The 18,441-nt window shown below is 39.0% G+C and carries 11 protein-coding genes; 5 read left to right on the forward strand and 6 right to left on the reverse strand.

Going from position 1 to position 18,441, the window contains the following annotated elements:
• Nucleotides 1–263 precede the first annotated feature (263 nt).
• The 3 genes from ASU03_RS17445 to ASU03_RS17455 all read left to right on the forward strand — a co-directional run bounded on the left by ASU03_RS17445 (nt 264) and on the right by ASU03_RS17455 (nt 6,330).
• The gene (locus tag ASU03_RS17445) at nt 264–2,345 is read left to right on the forward strand and encodes a S9 family peptidase (protein ID WP_057833065.1); all 2,082 of its coding nucleotides are present in this window, start codon (nt 264–266) and stop codon (nt 2,343–2,345) included.
• A gap of 271 nt (nt 2,346–2,616) precedes the next feature.
• The gene (locus ASU03_RS17450; protein WP_057833066.1) at nt 2,617–4,740 is read left to right on the forward strand and encodes a TonB-dependent siderophore receptor; all 2,124 of its coding nucleotides are present in this window, start codon (nt 2,617–2,619) and stop codon (nt 4,738–4,740) included.
• Nucleotides 4,741–5,256: 516 nt separating this feature from the next.
• Nucleotides 5,257–6,330, forward strand: coding sequence for a hypothetical protein (locus ASU03_RS17455; RefSeq protein ID WP_057833067.1), 1,074 nt, complete (start codon nt 5,257–5,259; stop codon nt 6,328–6,330).
• A 26-nt stretch (nt 6,331–6,356) separates the two neighbouring features.
• Here ASU03_RS17455 and ASU03_RS17460 read toward each other — a convergent pair whose 3' ends face one another.
• Genes ASU03_RS17460 through ASU03_RS17470 form a run of 3 tightly spaced genes read right to left on the reverse strand, consistent with a single transcriptional unit; the run spans nt 6,357 to nt 8,228 of the window.
• Nucleotides 6,357–7,034 carry a TVP38/TMEM64 family protein gene (locus ASU03_RS17460; protein WP_057833068.1) on the reverse strand — a complete coding sequence of 226 codons (678 nt, stop codon included), beginning with the start codon at nt 7,032–7,034 and terminating at the stop codon, nt 6,357–6,359.
• A gap of 11 nt (nt 7,035–7,045) precedes the next feature.
• Nucleotides 7,046–7,495 carry a DUF2141 domain-containing protein gene (locus ASU03_RS17465; protein WP_057833069.1) on the reverse strand — a complete coding sequence of 150 codons (450 nt, stop codon included), beginning with the start codon at nt 7,493–7,495 and terminating at the stop codon, nt 7,046–7,048.
• Nucleotide 7,496: 1 nt separating this feature from the next.
• Nucleotides 7,497–8,228, reverse strand: a complete 732-nt coding sequence (locus ASU03_RS17470; RefSeq protein ID WP_057833070.1) for an SDR family oxidoreductase — start codon at nt 8,226–8,228, stop codon at nt 7,497–7,499.
• A gap of 76 nt (nt 8,229–8,304) precedes the next feature.
• On the opposite strand from ASU03_RS17470, the gene ASU03_RS17475 reads away from it, so the two are divergent.
• Nucleotides 8,305–8,826, forward strand: a complete 522-nt coding sequence (locus tag ASU03_RS17475; RefSeq protein ID WP_057833071.1) for a Crp/Fnr family transcriptional regulator — start codon at nt 8,305–8,307, stop codon at nt 8,824–8,826.
• A 1,342-nt stretch (nt 8,827–10,168) separates the two neighbouring features.
• Here the strand turns inward: ASU03_RS17475 and ASU03_RS17480 are convergent.
• A complete protein-coding gene (locus tag ASU03_RS17480) occupies nt 10,169–12,547 on the reverse strand; it encodes a Tex family protein (RefSeq protein WP_057833072.1) in 2,379 nt (792 codons plus the stop codon).
• A 240-nt stretch (nt 12,548–12,787) separates the two neighbouring features.
• On the opposite strand from ASU03_RS17480, the gene greB reads away from it, so the two are divergent.
• Entirely contained in the window at nt 12,788–13,270 is a 483-nt protein-coding gene (gene greB / locus ASU03_RS17485; protein ID WP_057833073.1) for a transcription elongation factor GreB, read from the forward strand.
• A 51-nt stretch (nt 13,271–13,321) separates the two neighbouring features.
• On the opposite strand, the gene ASU03_RS17490 is transcribed toward greB, so the two are convergent.
• Nucleotides 13,322–17,095, reverse strand: a complete 3,774-nt coding sequence (locus ASU03_RS17490) for a ligand-binding sensor domain-containing diguanylate cyclase (protein WP_082627335.1) — start codon at nt 17,093–17,095, stop codon at nt 13,322–13,324.
• 442 nt (nt 17,096–17,537) lie between these two features.
• Complete coding sequence (locus ASU03_RS17495; RefSeq protein WP_057833074.1) at nt 17,538–18,401, reverse strand: peptidylprolyl isomerase; 864 nt, start codon at nt 18,399–18,401, stop codon at nt 17,538–17,540.
• Nucleotides 18,402–18,441 lie beyond the last annotated feature (40 nt).

Consider the following 18,441-nt stretch of genomic DNA (forward strand, 5'->3'; position numbering starts at 1 on the left):
TTTTTTCATCTCGGTACTTGCGTCAGTTGTCATAATTTTTCTTCTTCTCCTTGTTATTTTACTTAGTCGCTACATATTATTACCTTAATTTATTGTCAATTTGTGCTAATTAATAAATTTGACAAAATACCCACGAGTAACCTCTATTTAATCTCGATTTTTACTCTTTTCATCGAATTTAATACATTTCCCATTGGTTTCACGCTCAAAAAAACATAAACTCAGGACGTTGAAATTTTTCAAATAGACCTCTAGGACTAGAAATGAAACTAAAAATAAACTCGTTAAAACAAGCCTTAGCGCTCAGTTTTGGCTTGCTTACTTGCTCAGTCGCCACAGCTGAACAAACAAGCAAAGTTATTACCGCTGAAAACCTGGCCACCTTGCAATCCGTTAGCCAAGCACAAGTAAGCCCAAGTGGTGAATATATTGCCTATACTCGCTCAGTTCCTCGGGAAATCTATGTTGAAAAAGACGGTAAAAATTGGACTGAGTTATATCTAGTGAATGATAAAGGCGTAGAGCGTGCTTTTATTACTGGCAAAGTAAATGTTAGAAGTATTCAGTGGTCTGCTGATGGTGCATTAATTTACTTCTTAGCCAAAATGCATGATGATAAATTCACTGCTCTTTATCAAATCCCGGTCAATGGTGGCCAAGCACAAAAATCCGTGCACTTAAAAGACACCAACATTGCTCATTATGCGCTGAGCAATGATAATAAAAAAATTGCTATCTTGGCAAAAAAAGCCAAAGATAAATCAGTTAAAAAACTACACGATTTAGGCTTTAAAGCGGAAGTTTTCGAAGAAGAGCTAAGCAATCAACTTTTATACCTAATCGACCTTACTCAGTCTGATAAAGCGCTCACGCCTGAAGCATGGGACATCAAGGGTTATGTTGCTGATGTTCATTTTTCGCCAACAGGTAAAGAGTTATTAGTAAAAACTCAACCTACTGCCTTAATTGATGACAAATACATGAAGTCACAATGGCACATTGTTGATATCGCTAAAAAATCGGTTAAGACTTCTTTTGCTACCGCAGGAAAATTAGGCGCTGCAGAATTTTCCTATGATGGTAAATATGTTGCCTTACTTGGTGCTCAAGACCAGCATGACCCAGCAACAGGTCGCTTATTTATAGCGAATGTTAGCTCAGGAAAAGTAGCTAACTGGTTACCAGATTTTAACGGTCACGTCAGTGATTTTGAATGGTCTAATAAGCACAATGAATTATATTTTATCGCCAATATAGGCACCCAGTCTGTTGTTGCCAAGATAAAGCCTGGCGCTAACAAATACCAAACAATCGTTGCTGGTGGACAATTCATCGCCGCTAACTTGAGTATTTCTGACTCAGACAAAACCCTTGTGGTAAAAGCCAACAGTGCTCAGCATCCTAACGAAGTATTTATGCTGCGCGGAAAAAAACAAACGCGTTTAACTGACTCAAATACTTGGTTAAATGATGTTTCATTAGCGAAACAAGAAAGCCTTACTATTAAAGCCCGTGACGGTGTTGAAATTGGTGGTGTGTTAATTTATCCTCTTGATTACAAAAAAGGTCAGCGTTATCCATTAATCATGTCAGTACACGGTGGCCCAGAAAGCCATGATAAAGATGGCTGGTTAACCGCTTACTCTCGTCCTGGCCAATTAGCGGCAGCACAAGGTTACGTGGTATTTCACCCTAACTACCGTGGTAGCACAGGTAAAGGCGTAGACTATTCTAAACTGGGGCAAAATGATTACGCCGGTAAAGAATTTGATGACTTGGTCGACCTTAAAAACCACCTGGTTAATATTGGTTTAGTGAATGAGAAAAAAGTGGGTATCACTGGCGGCTCATACGGTGGTTATGCTTCCGCTTGGGGTGCAACTAAACTCACTAAGCATTTTGCCGCTAGTGTCATGTTTGTTGGCATTGCTAACCAATTATCTAAATTTGGTACTACCGATATTTCCAACGAAATGAATTTGGTCCATGCTCGCTCATACCCATGGGACAAATGGCAATGGTATTTAGAGCGCAGTCCGATTTATTGGGTAGAGCAATCTGAAACACCATTACTCATTATGCACGGTAAAGCCGATCCACGCGTGCATCCAGCACAATCTATGGAAATGTACCGTTACATGAAAGTACGGGGCAAAACCGTGCGTTTAGTCTATTACCCAGGTGAAGGCCATGGTAATAAACGTGCCGCTGCCAAGTACGATTACAGCTTACGTTTAATGCGTTGGATGGATAACTACTTAAAACATGATAACCAGCCAATGCCAGCACATGATTTACCTCATGCAGCGAACTTAACGGCGAAAAAAGAAACGGAAAAAAGCTAAGTAAAGCATTATAAATATTAGCCTAAGGCCAAGTACTGCTGTGCTTGGCCTTTTTTGTCTTTACCTTTTCAGAAGCCGCCCCCTTCATACAAATAGCGAGTCAATTCCCCAAAGATAGACCAGTAAAGCTGAAAAATTAGTTTATTTAAATCTACAAACCAGAGGATTACAAATAATTACAATACAAACCTTTGTAAATAGTAATGATTATCATTAGAATTCGCATAGTTACTTAGTGTTACTCTAATATTATTAAAGGTTTGAGTTATTTATGAAGTTTTCTCCCCTCTTTTTAGCCGTAAGCGCGGTACTTTCTGCAACAACCGTTTCTGCTAATACTGCGGCTAATGCCACAGACAATTTAGCAAACCATTCGTCAGAACATAGCTCACTTAAAGAAATCGAAGTGATTCAAGTTAAGGGTAGCTATTTTAATAGCTATAAAGTAGATAATGCTAACGGTGCCCTGCGCGGTAATATTTCCTTATTAGAAACAGCACAATCGGTCACCGTTATTCCAGATACTGTGATTAACGAACAATTAGCCACTACCTTAGGTGAGGTGCTCGCTAATGATGCCAGCTTAACCGCTGGCTCAAAGCAGCGTAACCGTGAAGTATTTAATTTACGTGGTTTTACCTTAAGCTCTTCCAATGGCTACTTACGTGATGGTCATCAACACTGGTCTCATTACCAACAACCGATTGAAACGCTAGCGAGCATCGAAGTCATCAAAGGGCCTTCAAGTATTTTGTATGGTCAATCAGGCCCTGGTGGTTTAGTGAATATGGTTACTAAAAAACCAACCGCTAACTCTATCTTCAATCTAGGCTTAGATGTTGATCAAGAAGGTTCATCTCGCCTGACATTGGATGCTGGTGGCGCAATAACTGAAGATGAATCGCTACGTTACCGCGCAAACTTAGTTAAGCAAGATGTCACTTATCAACGTGAATATCAAAATGGCGAGCAAAGAGAGCGTGAACGCTTCCTTGGTGCACTTGTTATTGATTATGATGTCAATGAGGACTTACTAGTGCGTTTTCATTATGACAAAACCAATGATAAAGCAGGCTTAGATACCGGCGCTTGGCTTGATGATAAAGGCAATATTATTGGCGATGATAAAACTATTCGTGATATGTCATGGGCCTTTACCGACATTACCGTAGAAAACTATGGTGTTGATGTTAACTATATTTTAACGGATTCATGGCAAGTAAAGCTTGGTTACAATAGCCAGACTTTTGAGCGCCAGCGCTTTGAATCAGCGCCTAAAAAGCCTAGCGGCTTTGTCCAGGGTGACGTCTATACCTCAAAACCTTATGACCGTTTTGATGATTGGCAGTTCACTACCAGTTTTATTGATTTTACCGGCGAGTTTTCACTTACTGGCGTTGAGCATCAACTACTCATTGGCGCTAACTACCTTGATTATTATTACGGACAACTTAAAGTGAAAGGCGAGAGCTTTGCCTATAGTGCCGGTCAAGCCGAGCCAACCCGTCCGGATATTAGCTATACCACTGATGACAGCCTATATACTAGCGAATACAACTATTACGGTATTTATATTCAAGACTTGATCACCATTAACCAAGAGTGGCAAGTAATGATTGGTGGTCGTTACGACAAGCAAAGCAAAGAAGGTGCTGATAATGAATCATTACTGCCTAAAGCCGGTGTGCTTTATCACCCAAGTGACAGTACTACCTTCTACGCTAGCTATAGTGAGGGTTTTGAACCACAAAGCAGTGAAACTATCAATGATGATGAAGACTTAAACTATGGCATGGAAATAGATGCTATGACCTCACAGCAGTATGAGCTAGGGGCAAAATGGCAGCTATTCGATGATCGCTTATTACTGACCTCGGCTTTATTTGATATTACCAAGACGGGTGTACTGGTAACCGAATATTATCAAGATGATAGCTACCGTACTTCGCAAGTAGGTGAACAGAGGCACAAAGGCTTTGAAATGGCGGCTCAAGGCGCAGTCACCGATAAACTTTTTGTTATGGCCTCTATGATAAATTTAGATGCAAGCTATGAAAGTGATGAAAAATACACAGGTAAAACACCTATTGATGCGCCAGAGTGGTCCGCGTCAATTTGGTCTCGCTACGAATTAACCGAAAACCTTGCCATTAATGCCGGTGCTTTTTATCAAGGTGAGCGTTTTGCTGATCAAGACAACACTATCGTAAAAGATGCTTATACCCGTATTGATCTGGGTGCCACTTATAAAATCACCTTAAATAATACCGACATTAACTTACGTTTAAATGTGAAAAACTTATTTGATACCGGCTACCTAGCAGGTGGTGGTACTTCTAATGTGACCGTTGGTGATGGCATTAGCTACCGCCTTGCTGTGCAGCTTGCTTTCTAATGAGCGAGCGAGTAAAAGTTAAGGTAAAATAACAGCAATATAAGCCTAGGATATAAAGCAATGTAATGCTGCTTTTATGCTGGGCTTTTTTCTACCTATCACCTTCATTAACCTATTGACCAGCTTCATCGCTATTTTTGAGTCGATAAATTAAGTATTTAAGATCCATAATAACCTAGATGCCTCAACGGCCATTTTTATTCAAGGTAAACATTGGGGTGGTTTTAGCATTGGCTCAAAGCTCAATAAATTTCAAATAATGAAGCTTTCCAATAAAAACCGACTAAAGTCTAAGTAATTTTTCTGGCAATGTAGACTTAGGTCTAATTCCTTTTGTGCACTTTACACTCTAAATTATTATTAGATAACAAAAAGCAACAATACGATAAAATAACAAGCAGCATTTATAGCCAAAATACCTCAAGTAACTTGGCTATAAAAGCACATAGAAAATTAAAAAAAAGACATTACAATAAGTCACACTACAATAAGTAAAAATAAAAAATGGGGAATAGCATGTTTAAGAATTCATTATTTAAGGTTAAAAAATTAGTACTGGCAACCAGTTTATTAGCAGTAACCAATACAGCGAATGCCGGTTACACCATCAAATTAGACGATGGTGATAGCATAACCTTTGGCGGTTACATTAAAGTTGATGCGCGTTATACCAGTGGTAATATTGCTGCAAACGACTACTGGTACGGTGGTGGTACTGTGCTAGACAGTGATATTTCTAACTTTGGCATTGCTGTCAATGAAACCCGTTTTAACACTAAATATGTCCATGGTAATGTCACTGGTTTTATAGAAATGGATTTTTACGGTGATGCCGTGTCAGGTGGCGGTAACGAGATAATTTCTAACTCCTCTAAGCCACGTTTACGTCACGCTTTTATCAAATATAAAAACATTTTAGTGGGCCAAACATGGACTACCTTCCAAAACGTGCTCTCACTGGCTGAAGCAGCTGATTTTGGAGGTCCGTTAGTAGCCTCAGCCTTTATTCGTCAAGGTCAGGTTCGTTATACAAATGGCGGTTTACAGCTTTCTATTGAAAACCCTGAAACCTACAAAGGTGTTCATGGCAATGATTCCATTCCAGACTTTATTGGTAAATATACTTTCACAGGCGACTGGGGTAATGTTTCTGTTTCTGGTTTAGCTCGACAATTACAAACCCTTGATGGCTCTGAATCTGCAGTAGGTTTTGGTGTTGCTGGTCGTATTAATACCTTTGGTAAAGATGATTTTCGCTTTCAACTACACGGTGGTAATGTCGGCCGTTACGTGGGTGTTACCGCCTCTACTGACGTAGCTAAAAATAGTATGGGGAATTGGGAAGCAGAAGATACCACCTCTATCATGGTCGCTTACCGTCATTTCTGGACAAAGGATATGCGTAGTTCAGTATTCTATGGTAATACCACAACTGATCTTCGTGATACAGATCGCTCTCACTGGGGTGTGAATATATTTAAAAACGTAACTAAACAATTATCTTTTGCTTTAGAAGTGGGTAACTTTGAGATGGCGGAATCAAATGCTGATTCAAATTACGTACAATTCTCAACTAAATTTGTACTATAGTTTTAGCATTTAAACCAGATAGAGCACTACCCTTTGTTAACGGCATGTCGCTGCTTTTTACGTTTACTTAGCCGCTGGGCTATAAACCAAGCAGTCCAACAAAGTGTGGTTAATACAATGGCTGTAATAATGGCCGGTTTAGGATTATTTAGGCTACTAATGGAGCCTGCATAGGTGGCAATAATGGCATAAGGTACTGAGCTGACAGACCAAGCAGTAATGAATCTGACAAAAGGCATTTTTGTCAACCCTGACAGACAGGCTGTTATCTCAGGTAAAATAGGCATGGCTCTGGAAAATACAATCATCAAGATGCCGTACTGGTCAAACTGCTCTCTTAATGCCAACCTTTGTTGATGATCTTTAATGATTAGCTTTTCTAACCTTTCACCATAAAAATAACTAAGCAGATAACCGGTGTTCCCCGCTAGCATTACGCCTATTATTGCTGTTATAGCACCATATAAATGACCAAGAAAATAGCCGCTCAATATCATTACTGTGAGGGTAGGCACAGCAATAAATAGGTCGGCAAACAACAATAAGACAATGATTAAGGCTAAATAGAAAATATCGACACTCTTTGCCGCTGTTAACCAAAGCTCTATTTTTTCGACACTGATAACACCAGTGAATTTTACCAGTATAAAAGTTGTTGCAAAAAGAGTCGCCAACACTAATATCAATTTAATTAAAGCACGCATAATATAATCTCCTATGGGTAAATTATTTTGATTGAAATTGGGCTGTTAATATCAGCGAGTTTTACTTTGGCGCGATCAAAGTTGGGTGGACCAAAACTTAATTTGGCACCATTTGAGAAACCTAAACCTTCTGCGGGTATTATGCCTGTCCAGTTTTTAGTGACTTGCCCCGTTTCATCTTCATCGTGCAGTACCTTAATAGCAAACTCTGCTGGCACAGATGAAAATGTGATCGTCATTTTATCAATGACTGCCAGCCTCACTTCGACACTAATAGCTTTAGCATGATCTTTTGGAAATCCGTCATAGCCGTAAAGCATCACCATAATATTACCAGGCTTCTCTGTTGCTATATTATCGATGTATACAACTATATCTTTAGCATTAACTTGTTGGCTCATTAAACTCACCGCTGCCATGATAAAAAAGACTTTAACCACCCGATTAAAAATGTGTTTCATGTTAGGATTTCCTCATTATTGCTTGCGCCAAATTCGGCAACAAGCGATTAAGTAAACGAAGGCGTTTTACTTTGCCAATATCATGATCCAAGATGGTATTTTCTATTCCTTTAATAATTTCTGTGCTTACTTTTTCTGTCGTCATTTTAGACTTACCTCTGCCTTCGGTCATCGGTGTATCAACTAAAGGAAGAAAGGCCTGTAATACTTGCACTTGAGTATTTTTAAGCTGGTACCTAAGACTTTGTGAAAAAATATTTAACGCCCCTTTACTTGCACAATAAATAGCGGATGAGGTTTTGGGTACTAAAGCCAAACCGGAATTCACATTAAGAATAACGGCGTTATGCTGGTGACTTAACATCGGCAGCAATAAATAACATAGGCTGCATAAGGCAGTGAAATTAGTAGTAATTTCATCGTTTATGGACTCGTACTTAAAGTCACTGTCAATGAAGGTAGGGGTATATTGAACCGCAGCATTATTGATTAACACATCCAAACTTGGTGTTGCCAACTGGAGCTGTTTCACCACGGCTGGTAATTCAGCGATATTTTTAAAATCGGTTTTAAAGGCAACAACGCCTGGAAAGTTAATTTTTAATTCGTTGATTTTATTTTGATTTCTTGCAATGATAAATAGCTTATTTTTTGGGTATAGCTTTTCCACCAGTTTTAATCCAATCCCTGATGTGGCTCCAGTAATAAGAATTTTTTTATTAATTAATTTCATGATTATCCTTAAATTGATTAGTTGCCGACTAGTGTAATTAAGGCGACATGTATAATCGTTAACCTAGGTTAAAAAAATGAACTTTATTAGTTTGGTAAAGCAGTTTGGCAGCAGCCAATGTTATAAAAAAAAGTCTTATGTATTTTCACAAGGAGATAAAGATAGTTATATTTATCTGGTGCTAGAGGGGGTGCTTAAAGCCTGTTATTACGATAAAGACGGTAAAGAATATATTAAATCTTTTCTTTTTTCTGGTGATAGCATCGCCAGTTCTCAGGCTTTAAGTGGTGGCTCTTGTAGTTTTAGCTTGTGCTGTTTAAAAGAAGCAAAATTATTAAAATTGTCCTACCAGCAAGTTCGGCAGGCCGCAGATACCAACCTTGAATTCGCCAGTTCTATTATTGATTTATTAATGTCTTTCGCCATGAAAAAAGAGCAGCGGGAATTTGAACTGTTATGTCTAAGCGCGGAACAAAGATATAAAAAATTATTGACTAAATCACCAAATATATCTGAGCAAATAACCCAAAATGATATTGCTAGATACCTGGGTATTACCCCTGTTGCATTAAGCCGGATCAAACATAAACCAAGATAATTAAAAGGGTAAATTTAACGCCGCATAGTTCCTTTTACGCTTTATGCGCACCAATGATATTAGCTGTGCAGCAAAGAAAATACGGCTATGCGATTAAAGTAATCTGTAAAGGTGCTCGAAAGAGTAAGTAAATCGATCCCCATTGATGTCCACCTGAGCCAACAGCTAGAAAAGCGGCATAAATATTAACAGGGAAAATACTATAATGGCAAGTTTGGCAGCCCTATGTTGAATACTTTGGCTATTGCTATAGCGAAATCCAGCGTTATATTCTTTTTAACATCGTATAACTGAGAAAGCCTGCACACAAGGCTTTTTAGTCTGTGAATGAGCTTTACCGAAGCGTTGAAGCAGATCGTCAGAAACTAGGAGTTGCGTGACAGAGCCATCAACAGCTAATAGTCGATGACCTTGCCATTTATTAATATTGGTAACCTCATAAAACTTATTGACCAGATCATCGTTTCACTCACCAGTATTGCCGACTTTATTCCTGTCGGTTATTAATAGCTATGCTTATTGGCTGCCTATGGCTTTGTTATATGATTAACTCAGGGGTATTAAGTATATTTGCACAAGTTGCCAATGAGGCGAAATTTAATGCTATGGCAGAGGTTGTCGCTCATTTTAAAATGGCATAAAAAAACCAGTAATACCTATCGATTAAGATAATATTACTGGCTAAACCATCAAAATTTTAAAGTCGAAGTGAACTCCGTAGAATTCTAAAGTGGTTACTTAGTGATTATGTGTCCTGGATCATAACCACTAAGTTCCATGCTTTACTGTTACTTACTTAGTGAGAGAGCATTCACTGCCCAAGCAACAAAACAAATGATAATCATTCTCATTACATTAGTCAACACTATTTGTTAACTTTATTAAGTAATACCACTTTTATTAAGTTTGTGATCTTGTTGTGCATAGGAAAAATAAATCAGGGCAAGACGCTCGATTGAGCAATAGCGAGCTATTGGGATTGAGAGCAACGCTGACATGCAGTATTTTAACCAGCACAAGTGAGTGATAATTAAATGAAATTGATATAATACTCACATTGGTATAACAGGCATAAAAAAGCCAGTAATACCTATCGATTAAGATAATATTACTGGCTAAACCATCAAAAATTTTAAAGTCGAATTGAACAGAGTAGAACTCGGTAGAATCCCAAAGTGGTCACTTAGTGGTTATGTGTCCTGAAGCATAACCACTAAGTTCCGTGCTTTGCTATTACCTATTTAGTGAGAGAGCATTCACTGCCTAAGCAACAAAACAAATGATAATCATTCTCATTAAGATAGTCAACATTATTTTTACAATTAAATTGAAATTGCTGTTTTTATTTATTCAACTTAGCAAAAGCATCGGCGAAAGCGTTACCCATAGCGACGTTATCAATTTTTTTACCTTTCGATGTATTTTGCTTTACCGGTGTTTTTCCTTGGTTCTTGCTACTGTTTTGGTGATTTTTCGCTTTATTGTTATCACGCTTGCCGCTATCTTTAGGCTGATAAGGCTTGTTCGCTTGTGTATTAGCTTGCTCATCTAATCGCATGGTTAAACTAATACGTTTTCTCGCTACATCAATCTCTAAGACTTTCACCTTAACAATATCTCCTGCTTTGACAATTTCACGCGGGTCACTGATAAACTTATTGGTTATTGATGAAATATGCACTAAACCATCTTGGTGTACACCAATATCAACAAAAGCACCGAAGTTAGCCACATTAGAGACTACCCCCTCAAGTATCATGCCTACGGATAAATCTGCCATGGTAGTTACACCTTCGGCAAAACTAGCCGTTTTAAAGTCAGGCCGTGGATCCCTACTTGGCTTAGCCAATTCATTGATAACATCTTTAACGGTAACTTCACCAAATTCATCGTTAGTTAACTGGCTAATGTCTAGCGCTTTTAACTGTTCAGCATTGTTAAGTACCTGGTTAACATCAAGCTGTAATTGTTTAATGATTTTCTCTACCAATGCATAACTTTCCGGATGTAAGGCCGACTGATCTAACGGGTTATCTCCGTCAGTAATACGTAAAAAACCGGCTGCTTGCTCATAAGCTTTTGGCCCTAAGCGGGCAACTTTTTTCAATTGTTTTCTATTAGTAAAGCGTCCTTCTTTATCGCGAAAGGCGACAATATTATTAGCCATAGTTTTATTTAAACCAGAGACCCGCATTAATAACGCTGCTGACGCACTGTTTAAGTCAACACCAACCGCATTGACACAATCTTCAACGACATCGTCAAGGGTTTTACTCAACTGGCTCTGACTGACATCATGCTGATATTGGCCAACCCCTATTGCTTTTGGGTCAATTTTCACCAATTCAGCCAAGGGATCTTGTAATCGTCGGGCAATAGAAACTGCACCACGTATTGATACATCTAGGTCTGGAAATTCATTGGCGGCAAATTCAGAGGCTGAATAGACAGAGGCGCCGGCCTCACTAACAATCATTTTAGTGAGTGTTAATTTACTTTCATCGTCTTTAAAGGTTTGTATAACCTCGGCAACTAATTTGTCACTTTCACGTGAACCAGTGCCATTGCCAATAGCTACTAGCTCTACTTTATGTTGGCGGCAAATATTGACTAGAGTTCGCACGGATTTATCCCAGTGCTTTTGTGGCACATGCGGGAATATAGTGGTGGTGTATAATAATTTTCCGGTGCCATCAACAATGGCAATTTTACAACCGGTTCTTAAACCCGGATCTAAGCCAAGAGTCACTTGTGGTCCAGCTGGTGCAGCCATTAACAAATCAGCAAGGTTATTTGAGAATACTTCTATTGCTTGTGTTTCTGCTTGTTCACGTAAACTGGTAATGAGTTCAGTGGTTAAGCTGACTCCCAATTTAGCTTTCCAAGTTAATTGCACTACCTTGGTTAAGAATTCAGCACCTGCTTGTTTCGTTAACCGCAATGTTAAGTGCTCACTAATAATTTGTTCTGCGCTCGAACAAGTTCCGCTCTCTTGTCCAGGATCGACATCAATACTAAGTTGTAAAAAACCTTCATTTCTACCGCGTAACATAGCCAACATTCGATGTGAGGGTACCGTTCTCAGTTTCTCACTATGCTCAAAGTAATCACGAAATTTTGCGGCGGCTTTATCTTGGCCCTTAACAAGCTTGCTGGTTAAGTGCGCTTGTTTTAATAAGTGACGACGCAATTTTGCTAATAAATTAGCATCTTCACTAAAACGTTCCGCTAAAATATAGCTAGCGCCATCAAGTACCGCTTTAACATCAGCAAAACCTGCCTTTGCATTAATAAAAGCATTTGCTTCTTGTTCTGGTGATAACTGCCAATTATTAAAAAGCTTATTCGCTAGCGGCTCTATACCCGCTTCACAGGCTATTTTACCTTTGGTGCGGCGTTTAGGTTTAAAGGGTAAATATAAATCTTCTAAACGAGTTTTATTATCGGCTTGTTGGAGCAGCTGAGCCAGTGCTGGCGTTAACTTTTCTTGCTGCTTGATACTGGTTAAAATCACCTGACGGCGATCCTCTAGTTCCCGTAAATAACTTAAACGCTGCGCTAAATGACGCAAATGATTATCGTCTAACCCTTGGGTGACTTCTTTACGGTAACGGGCAATAAATGGCACGGTAGAGCCATCATCAAGTAAGGTAATAGCGGCATTAATTTGTACCGCGTTAACATTGAGTTCTTGAGCAATTTGCTCGGCAATAGTTAACATTAAATTGAAATTCCAACAGCATTAAGAGTAGATAGACATGATAACAGAAAACTATTCTGACGAAAATTACCTAGGCTAAGGTAATGAGATTACTCACTGCCAAGCGTACTCTGTTCGCTACTTACTGCACGTGTTTTCGCTCGCGATGAGATAAAGCATATAAAAAGGCATTAATACCAATGGACCGATTATTTTTGATATTATGTGAGAAGAAGCGAAAACAATAAAAGATATATTGCCATGAAAAGATCAAATTACATTACCCGCGCAGGCTGGGATCGTTTAGATAAAGAGTTAAAGTTTCTTTGGAAAGATGAACGCCCTAAAGTTACTCGTTCCGTCAGTGAAGCAGCAGCGCAAGGCGATCGCAGTGAAAATGCTGAGTATCAATACGGTAAGAAACGTTTACGTGAAATTGATCGCCGTGTTCGATTTTTAATGAAACGTACTGAAGACCTCAATATTGTTTATCCTGTTCCGCAACAAGAAGGGCGAGTATTTTTTGGTGCTTGGGTGACCTTAGTTACTAAAGATGATAGTGAAGTGGTTTATCGTCTGGTTGGCCCAGATGAATGGGACGTTAAACGCGGAGAAATCAGTATCGATTCGCCTATGGCCCGCGCTTTATTAGGCAAAGCTGTGGATGATGAAGTGATAGTACAAGCCCCTGAAGGTGAGCGTGTTTTTGATATTATTAAGATTAGCTATAAAGCAGCACTATAAAGCTAAATTATAAAAGCACTATCGTGCTACCCAACTAGCCTTTTAATTATTTCAGCTCCAATCTACTTCTTTCTGTAATGAGGTCCCATAAGATAAGTGGGCGTTTTTTATTAGAGTCTCCATTGAGTTAGTTACTTCAATAAGCAGGTCAACATTAGTGATATCTTTTTCAAACAAACTAATCCATGCATTTCTACCATTATTTTTAACAGCATAAAGGGCTATATCTGCCAAACTCAAGGTTTGCTCCCAACTAAGAGCTTCTGGTTTTTGTTCAATAAATGGATAACTAGAAATACCAATAGAACATGTTTTATTTAACGTTTTTCCGTTACCAATATCAAATGAGTATGCCTCTATATTAATTCTTATTCTTTCTGCTAAGTTTTGTATCTCTTGCAAATTAACAGTATTTGCAATCACAACAAACTCTTCTCCGCCCCAGCGAACAACCCAATCAGATTCTCTACATGTATCAGTGATTACTTTAACTAACTGTACTAAAACTCTATCGCCTGCATCGTGTCCATGAACATCGTTTACTTGCTTAAAATGATCCATATCAAGCATGATGAAACCTATTTTAGGTGGTGTACCTTCTTTGGGTTTAAAATAAGCTCTTTTTATTTGTGCAATCTCTTTGCCTATGTATTTATGAAAAAAACGGCGATTATGGGCACCCGTTAATTGATCTGTAAGACTAACTTTCTCCAATTCTGCCGTTCTCTCGGCAACTTTACGCTCCAATTGCTCATTAATTGCCTGTACAACAATCACTTTCTTTCTTTGAGAATCAATGAACGCAAAAACTAAGCTCAATAAAAACAAGCCATAGAAAGTATATGCCCACCATGTTTTCCAAGGTGGAGGTAAAACAGTAATATTTAATGATGCTCCATCTTCATTCCAATAACCGTCAGCATTGCTCGCTTTTACTCTGAAGGTATAATCTCCGTTAGGCAGATTAGTATAGGTAGCTCTTCGGTTTTTGTAGTCGGTACTTACCCAATCTTTATCCCAACCGACCAATTGATAAGCAAATTTATTTTTTGTCGGATTAGAGAAATGTAACGCGGCAAATTCAAAGGCAACAATATTGTCTTTATAGGTTAATGTTATCGCTTTAGTTTGGTAAATTGCCTGATTGAGACTAAAACCTGCCACCTCATCAACGGCATTGCTGGATGAAGAGACCGTTAATGATTTTGTCTCACTGTTTTGCTCCAAGGTTGGACTGTTGCTTAATACTAATGGCACTATTGGCACAGATTCATTTAATAAAAACATATCAGTTATCAGCACAATGGGTACTTGCTTATCATCGATAATATTTTCTGGATAAAAACGATTAAACCCATTAATGCCGCCAAAAAATAGTTCTCCATTTTTGCTTTTAAAAGAAGCTCCACTGTTAAATTCATTACTTTGCAGGCCATCGCCAACATCATAATTTCTAAACGTTTTAGCTTTTAGCGTCATCCGTGACAACCCTTGATTGGTACTTAACCAGATATTCCCTTGTTTATCTTCTTCAATACGGTAAATAACATTATTGGCTAGGCCATTTTCTGTTGTGAACCGCTTAAACTTTGCTGTTTTGTTATTAAAAAGGTTAAGCCCACCAGGTGTGCCCACCCAAAGATTGCCTTGGTTATCCTCTAGAAGACTATAGACACTGTCATGACTTAAACTGTTTGCATCATCTGACTGATGACGGTAATGGGTAAACTGCTGGGTTTTGGGATTAAAATGATTGAGACCACCACCATAAGTTCCCACCCAAAGGTTGCCTTGGCTATCCTCTAGAAGACTCCAGACATAATCATCACTTAAACTATTTGCATCACCTGCCTGATGACGGTACTGGGTAAACTGCTGTGTTTTGGGATTAAAATGATTAAGACCGCCACCAAGAGTTCCCACCCAAAGGTTGCCTTGGCTATCCTCTAGAAGACTATAGACAGTGTCATGACTTAAACTATTTGCATCACCTGCCTGATGACGGTAATGGGTAAACTGCTGGGTTTTGGGATTAAAATGATTGAGGCCACCACGAGTTCCCACCCAAAGATTGCCTTGGCTATCCTCTAGAAGACTAAAGACATCGTCATTACTTAAACTATTTGCATCACCTGCCTGATGACGGTACTGGCTAAACTGCTGGGTTTTGGGATTAAAACAATTAAGACCGCCACCAAGAGTTCCCACCCAAAGGTTGCCTTGGCTATCATCTAGAAGACTATAGACAGTGTCATCACTTAAACTGTTTGCATCATCTGACTGATGACGGTAATGGCTAAACTGCTGGATTTTGGGATTAAAATGATTAAGACCGCCACCAAGAGTTCCCACCCAAAGATTGCCTTGGCTATCCTCAACAAGACTATAGACATCGTCATGACTTAAACTATTTGCATCACCTGCCTGATGACGGTAATGGGTAAACTGCTGGGTTTTGGGATTAAAATGATTGAGGCCACCACGAGTTCCCACCCAAAGATTGCCTTGGCTATCCTCTAGAAGACTAAAGACATCGTCATTACTTAAACTATTTGCATCACCTGCCTGATGACGGTACTGGCTAAACTGCTGGGTTTTGGGATTAAAACAATTAAGACCGCCACCAAGAGTTCCCACCCAAAGGTTGCCTTGGCTATCATCTAGAAGACTATAGACAGTGTCATCACTTAAACTGTTTGCATCATCTGACTGATGACGGTAATGGCTAAACTGCTGGATTTTGGGATTAAAATGATTAAGACCGCCACCAAGAGTTCCCACCCAAAGATTGCCTTGGCTATCCTCAACAAGACTATAGACATCGTCATGACTTAAACTATTTGCATCACCTGCCTGATGACGGTAATGGGTAAACTGCTGGGTTTTGGGATTAAAATGATTGAGGCCACCACGAGTTCCCACCCAAAGATTGCCTTGGCTATCCTCTAGAAGACTAAAGACATCGTCATCACTTAAACTATTTGCATCACCTGCCTGATGACGGTACTGGGTAAACTGCTGGGTTTTGGGATTAAAATAATTAAGACCGCCACCATGAGTTCCCACCCAAAGATTGCCTTGGCTATCCTCAACAAGACTATAGACATCGTCATCACTTAAACTATTTGCATCACCTGCCTGATGACGGTAATGGCTAAACTGCTGTGTTTTGGGATTAAAATGATTAAGACCGCCACCACGAGTTCCCACCCAAAGGTTGCCTTGGCTATCCTCAAGAAGACTAAAGACATCGTCATCACTTAAACTATTTGCATCATCTGTCTGATGACGGTAATGGGTAAACTGCTGAGTTTTGGGATTAAAATGATTAAGACCGCCACCACGAGTTCCCACCCAAAGGTTGCCTTGGCTATCTTCTAGAAGACTATAGACAGTGTCATGACTTAAACTATTTAAATCACCTGCCTGATGACGATACTGGGTAAACTGCTGTGTTTTGGGATTAAAATAATTAAGACCGCCGCCACGAGTTCCCACCCAAAGATTCCCTCGGCTGTCTTCAATAAGGCTAAGAATGTCATTATCAGACAGTGAGTGACTATTATTAGGCTCATGTTTAAATACTTTTAGGCTATAGCCATCATATCGAACCAGCCCTTCTTCTGTGCCAATCCATAAAAAACCTGTGCTATCTTGCAGTATTGTATGTACGGAATTTTGGGGTAAGCCATCTTCAATGGTTATGTGCTTAAAGCGAATAGACGGTTTTCCATCAAAAGAAAAAGCAATTGAAGAAAAGAATATCGTTACAAAAAGCAACGTTATAAAAGGTAAGGTTAATTGTATTTTTATTTTTTTAGACAATTGATTTTACTTAAAAATGAATATTCCTTAAGTCTAGTTTAATTTATGGATATAGAAAGTTGCATTTATCAACCTACAGTTTGATTTTTTATGATAAAAATAAGAATAAGAATAAGAATAAAAAACTTGTAGGCAAGAAATTGCCCGTCAGAGTCAGCCTATCCATAGAAATAAAAGATCTGTTTTAGGCTTAACAGCAAGTGATGGAAAGTTAACAGCCGCTTTGATGCTTGCAGCAGACGGTAGAGAATATGCAACTACCTGCTAATGTCGTCTATAGCGCACCAAAGTGATCATTTTAGTCTACCTAAAAGCCTAAGTAACAGGCGATAGATGAATGTTTTATCTTATTAATTTAAATGAAAAGCTAGAGCATTGTGCTTCGCTATGATGGCTAGGTCACTATTTTTTAATAAGTTTAATGAAAAATTCGGCTTAATATTTACTTAATTAGCCTACTTCTAATTGGAATTTGGCAAACATCGAGTACTGGCGGTGGTTTTTTATAGAAAAAGGCACTGTCGCGTGTACGGCGTTGCACCAAGCGCTCGGCAAATGCCGTTGATTCGGTATTTTCGACTTCAAGATGTATTTGCTCAGCTTTTGCTACATCACTCATTAACTGCATACTGACTATTTTAGTAAAGTGGCGCGGCTCAACCGCAGCATCGCCTTCAATAACTGCAGTGCGCTGTATTGCTTGAATATGTTGCATACCATAAACCACGCGACCAAATATGGTCATAATTCGGTCTAAATAACGCGGCGCTTGGCCAATAACAAAGTAAAAATGACTCGAGGCAGAATCCGCAGTATTGTTTCTAGCCATTGCTATAGTACCTGGGCAATGTGTTAACCACGCTTTACCTAGGCTATCATTTTCACCTGCTTGATAAGCCAAAGCAAAACCCTGTTTAAAGCCAGTTTGCGGGGCAAATAAATCGTGTTGCTGTACTGGCGTATAGGTCCATTTACTATCCGTGTGCCATTCTGATTCCATTGCCAATAGCGGTACTGACTTGTCTTTTTTACTACCATCTTTTGGTCCAGCTTGCGCAACAAATCCGTCGATAACACGATAGAACTTGGTACCATCATAAAAACCTTGTTGCGTTAAATCACTAAATTGGGCGGCATTTTTTGGCGAGAATTGTGGCGCCAATTCGATCACCACTTGGCCATGGGGTAAGGTTAATAACACAGTATTGTTCAGTGACAATTTTCGCCACGGAGAATCATCTGCACCGCAAACACTAATAAAAAATAACGTTGCTAACGTCAGCACAGTTTTTAAGGTAACTTTCATGGCACAATTACATCTATTTTTAAGGCAAGTAAATTAAATG

It is taken from the genome of Colwellia sp. TT2012, from assembly GCF_001440345.1.
Lineage (GTDB): Bacteria > Pseudomonadota > Gammaproteobacteria > Enterobacterales > Alteromonadaceae > Colwellia.

Bases quoted from the DNA above. Each gene is read 5' to 3' on its own strand.
- ASU03_RS17470 (WP_057833070.1), bottom strand. From the start codon at position 8,228: ATGAAATTAATTAATAAAAAAATTCTTATTACTGGAGCCACATCAGGG.
- greB (WP_057833073.1), top strand. From the start codon at position 12,788: ATGAAAAGATCAAATTACATTACCCGCGCAGGCTGGGATCGTTTAGAT.
- ASU03_RS17465 (WP_057833069.1), bottom strand. From the start codon at position 7,495: ATGAAACACATTTTTAATCGGGTGGTTAAAGTCTTTTTTATCATGGCA.
- ASU03_RS17455 (WP_057833067.1), top strand. From the start codon at position 5,257: ATGTTTAAGAATTCATTATTTAAGGTTAAAAAATTAGTACTGGCAACC.
- ASU03_RS17495 (WP_057833074.1), bottom strand. From the start codon at position 18,401: ATGAAAGTTACCTTAAAAACTGTGCTGACGTTAGCAACGTTATTTTTT.
- ASU03_RS17450 (WP_057833066.1), top strand. From the start codon at position 2,617: ATGAAGTTTTCTCCCCTCTTTTTAGCCGTAAGCGCGGTACTTTCTGCA.
- ASU03_RS17475 (WP_057833071.1), top strand. From the start codon at position 8,305: ATGAACTTTATTAGTTTGGTAAAGCAGTTTGGCAGCAGCCAATGTTAT.
- ASU03_RS17480 (WP_057833072.1), bottom strand. From the start codon at position 12,547: ATGTTAACTATTGCCGAGCAAATTGCTCAAGAACTCAATGTTAACGCG.
- ASU03_RS17460 (WP_057833068.1), bottom strand. From the start codon at position 7,034: ATGCGTGCTTTAATTAAATTGATATTAGTGTTGGCGACTCTTTTTGCA.
- ASU03_RS17445 (WP_057833065.1), top strand. From the start codon at position 264: ATGAAACTAAAAATAAACTCGTTAAAACAAGCCTTAGCGCTCAGTTTT.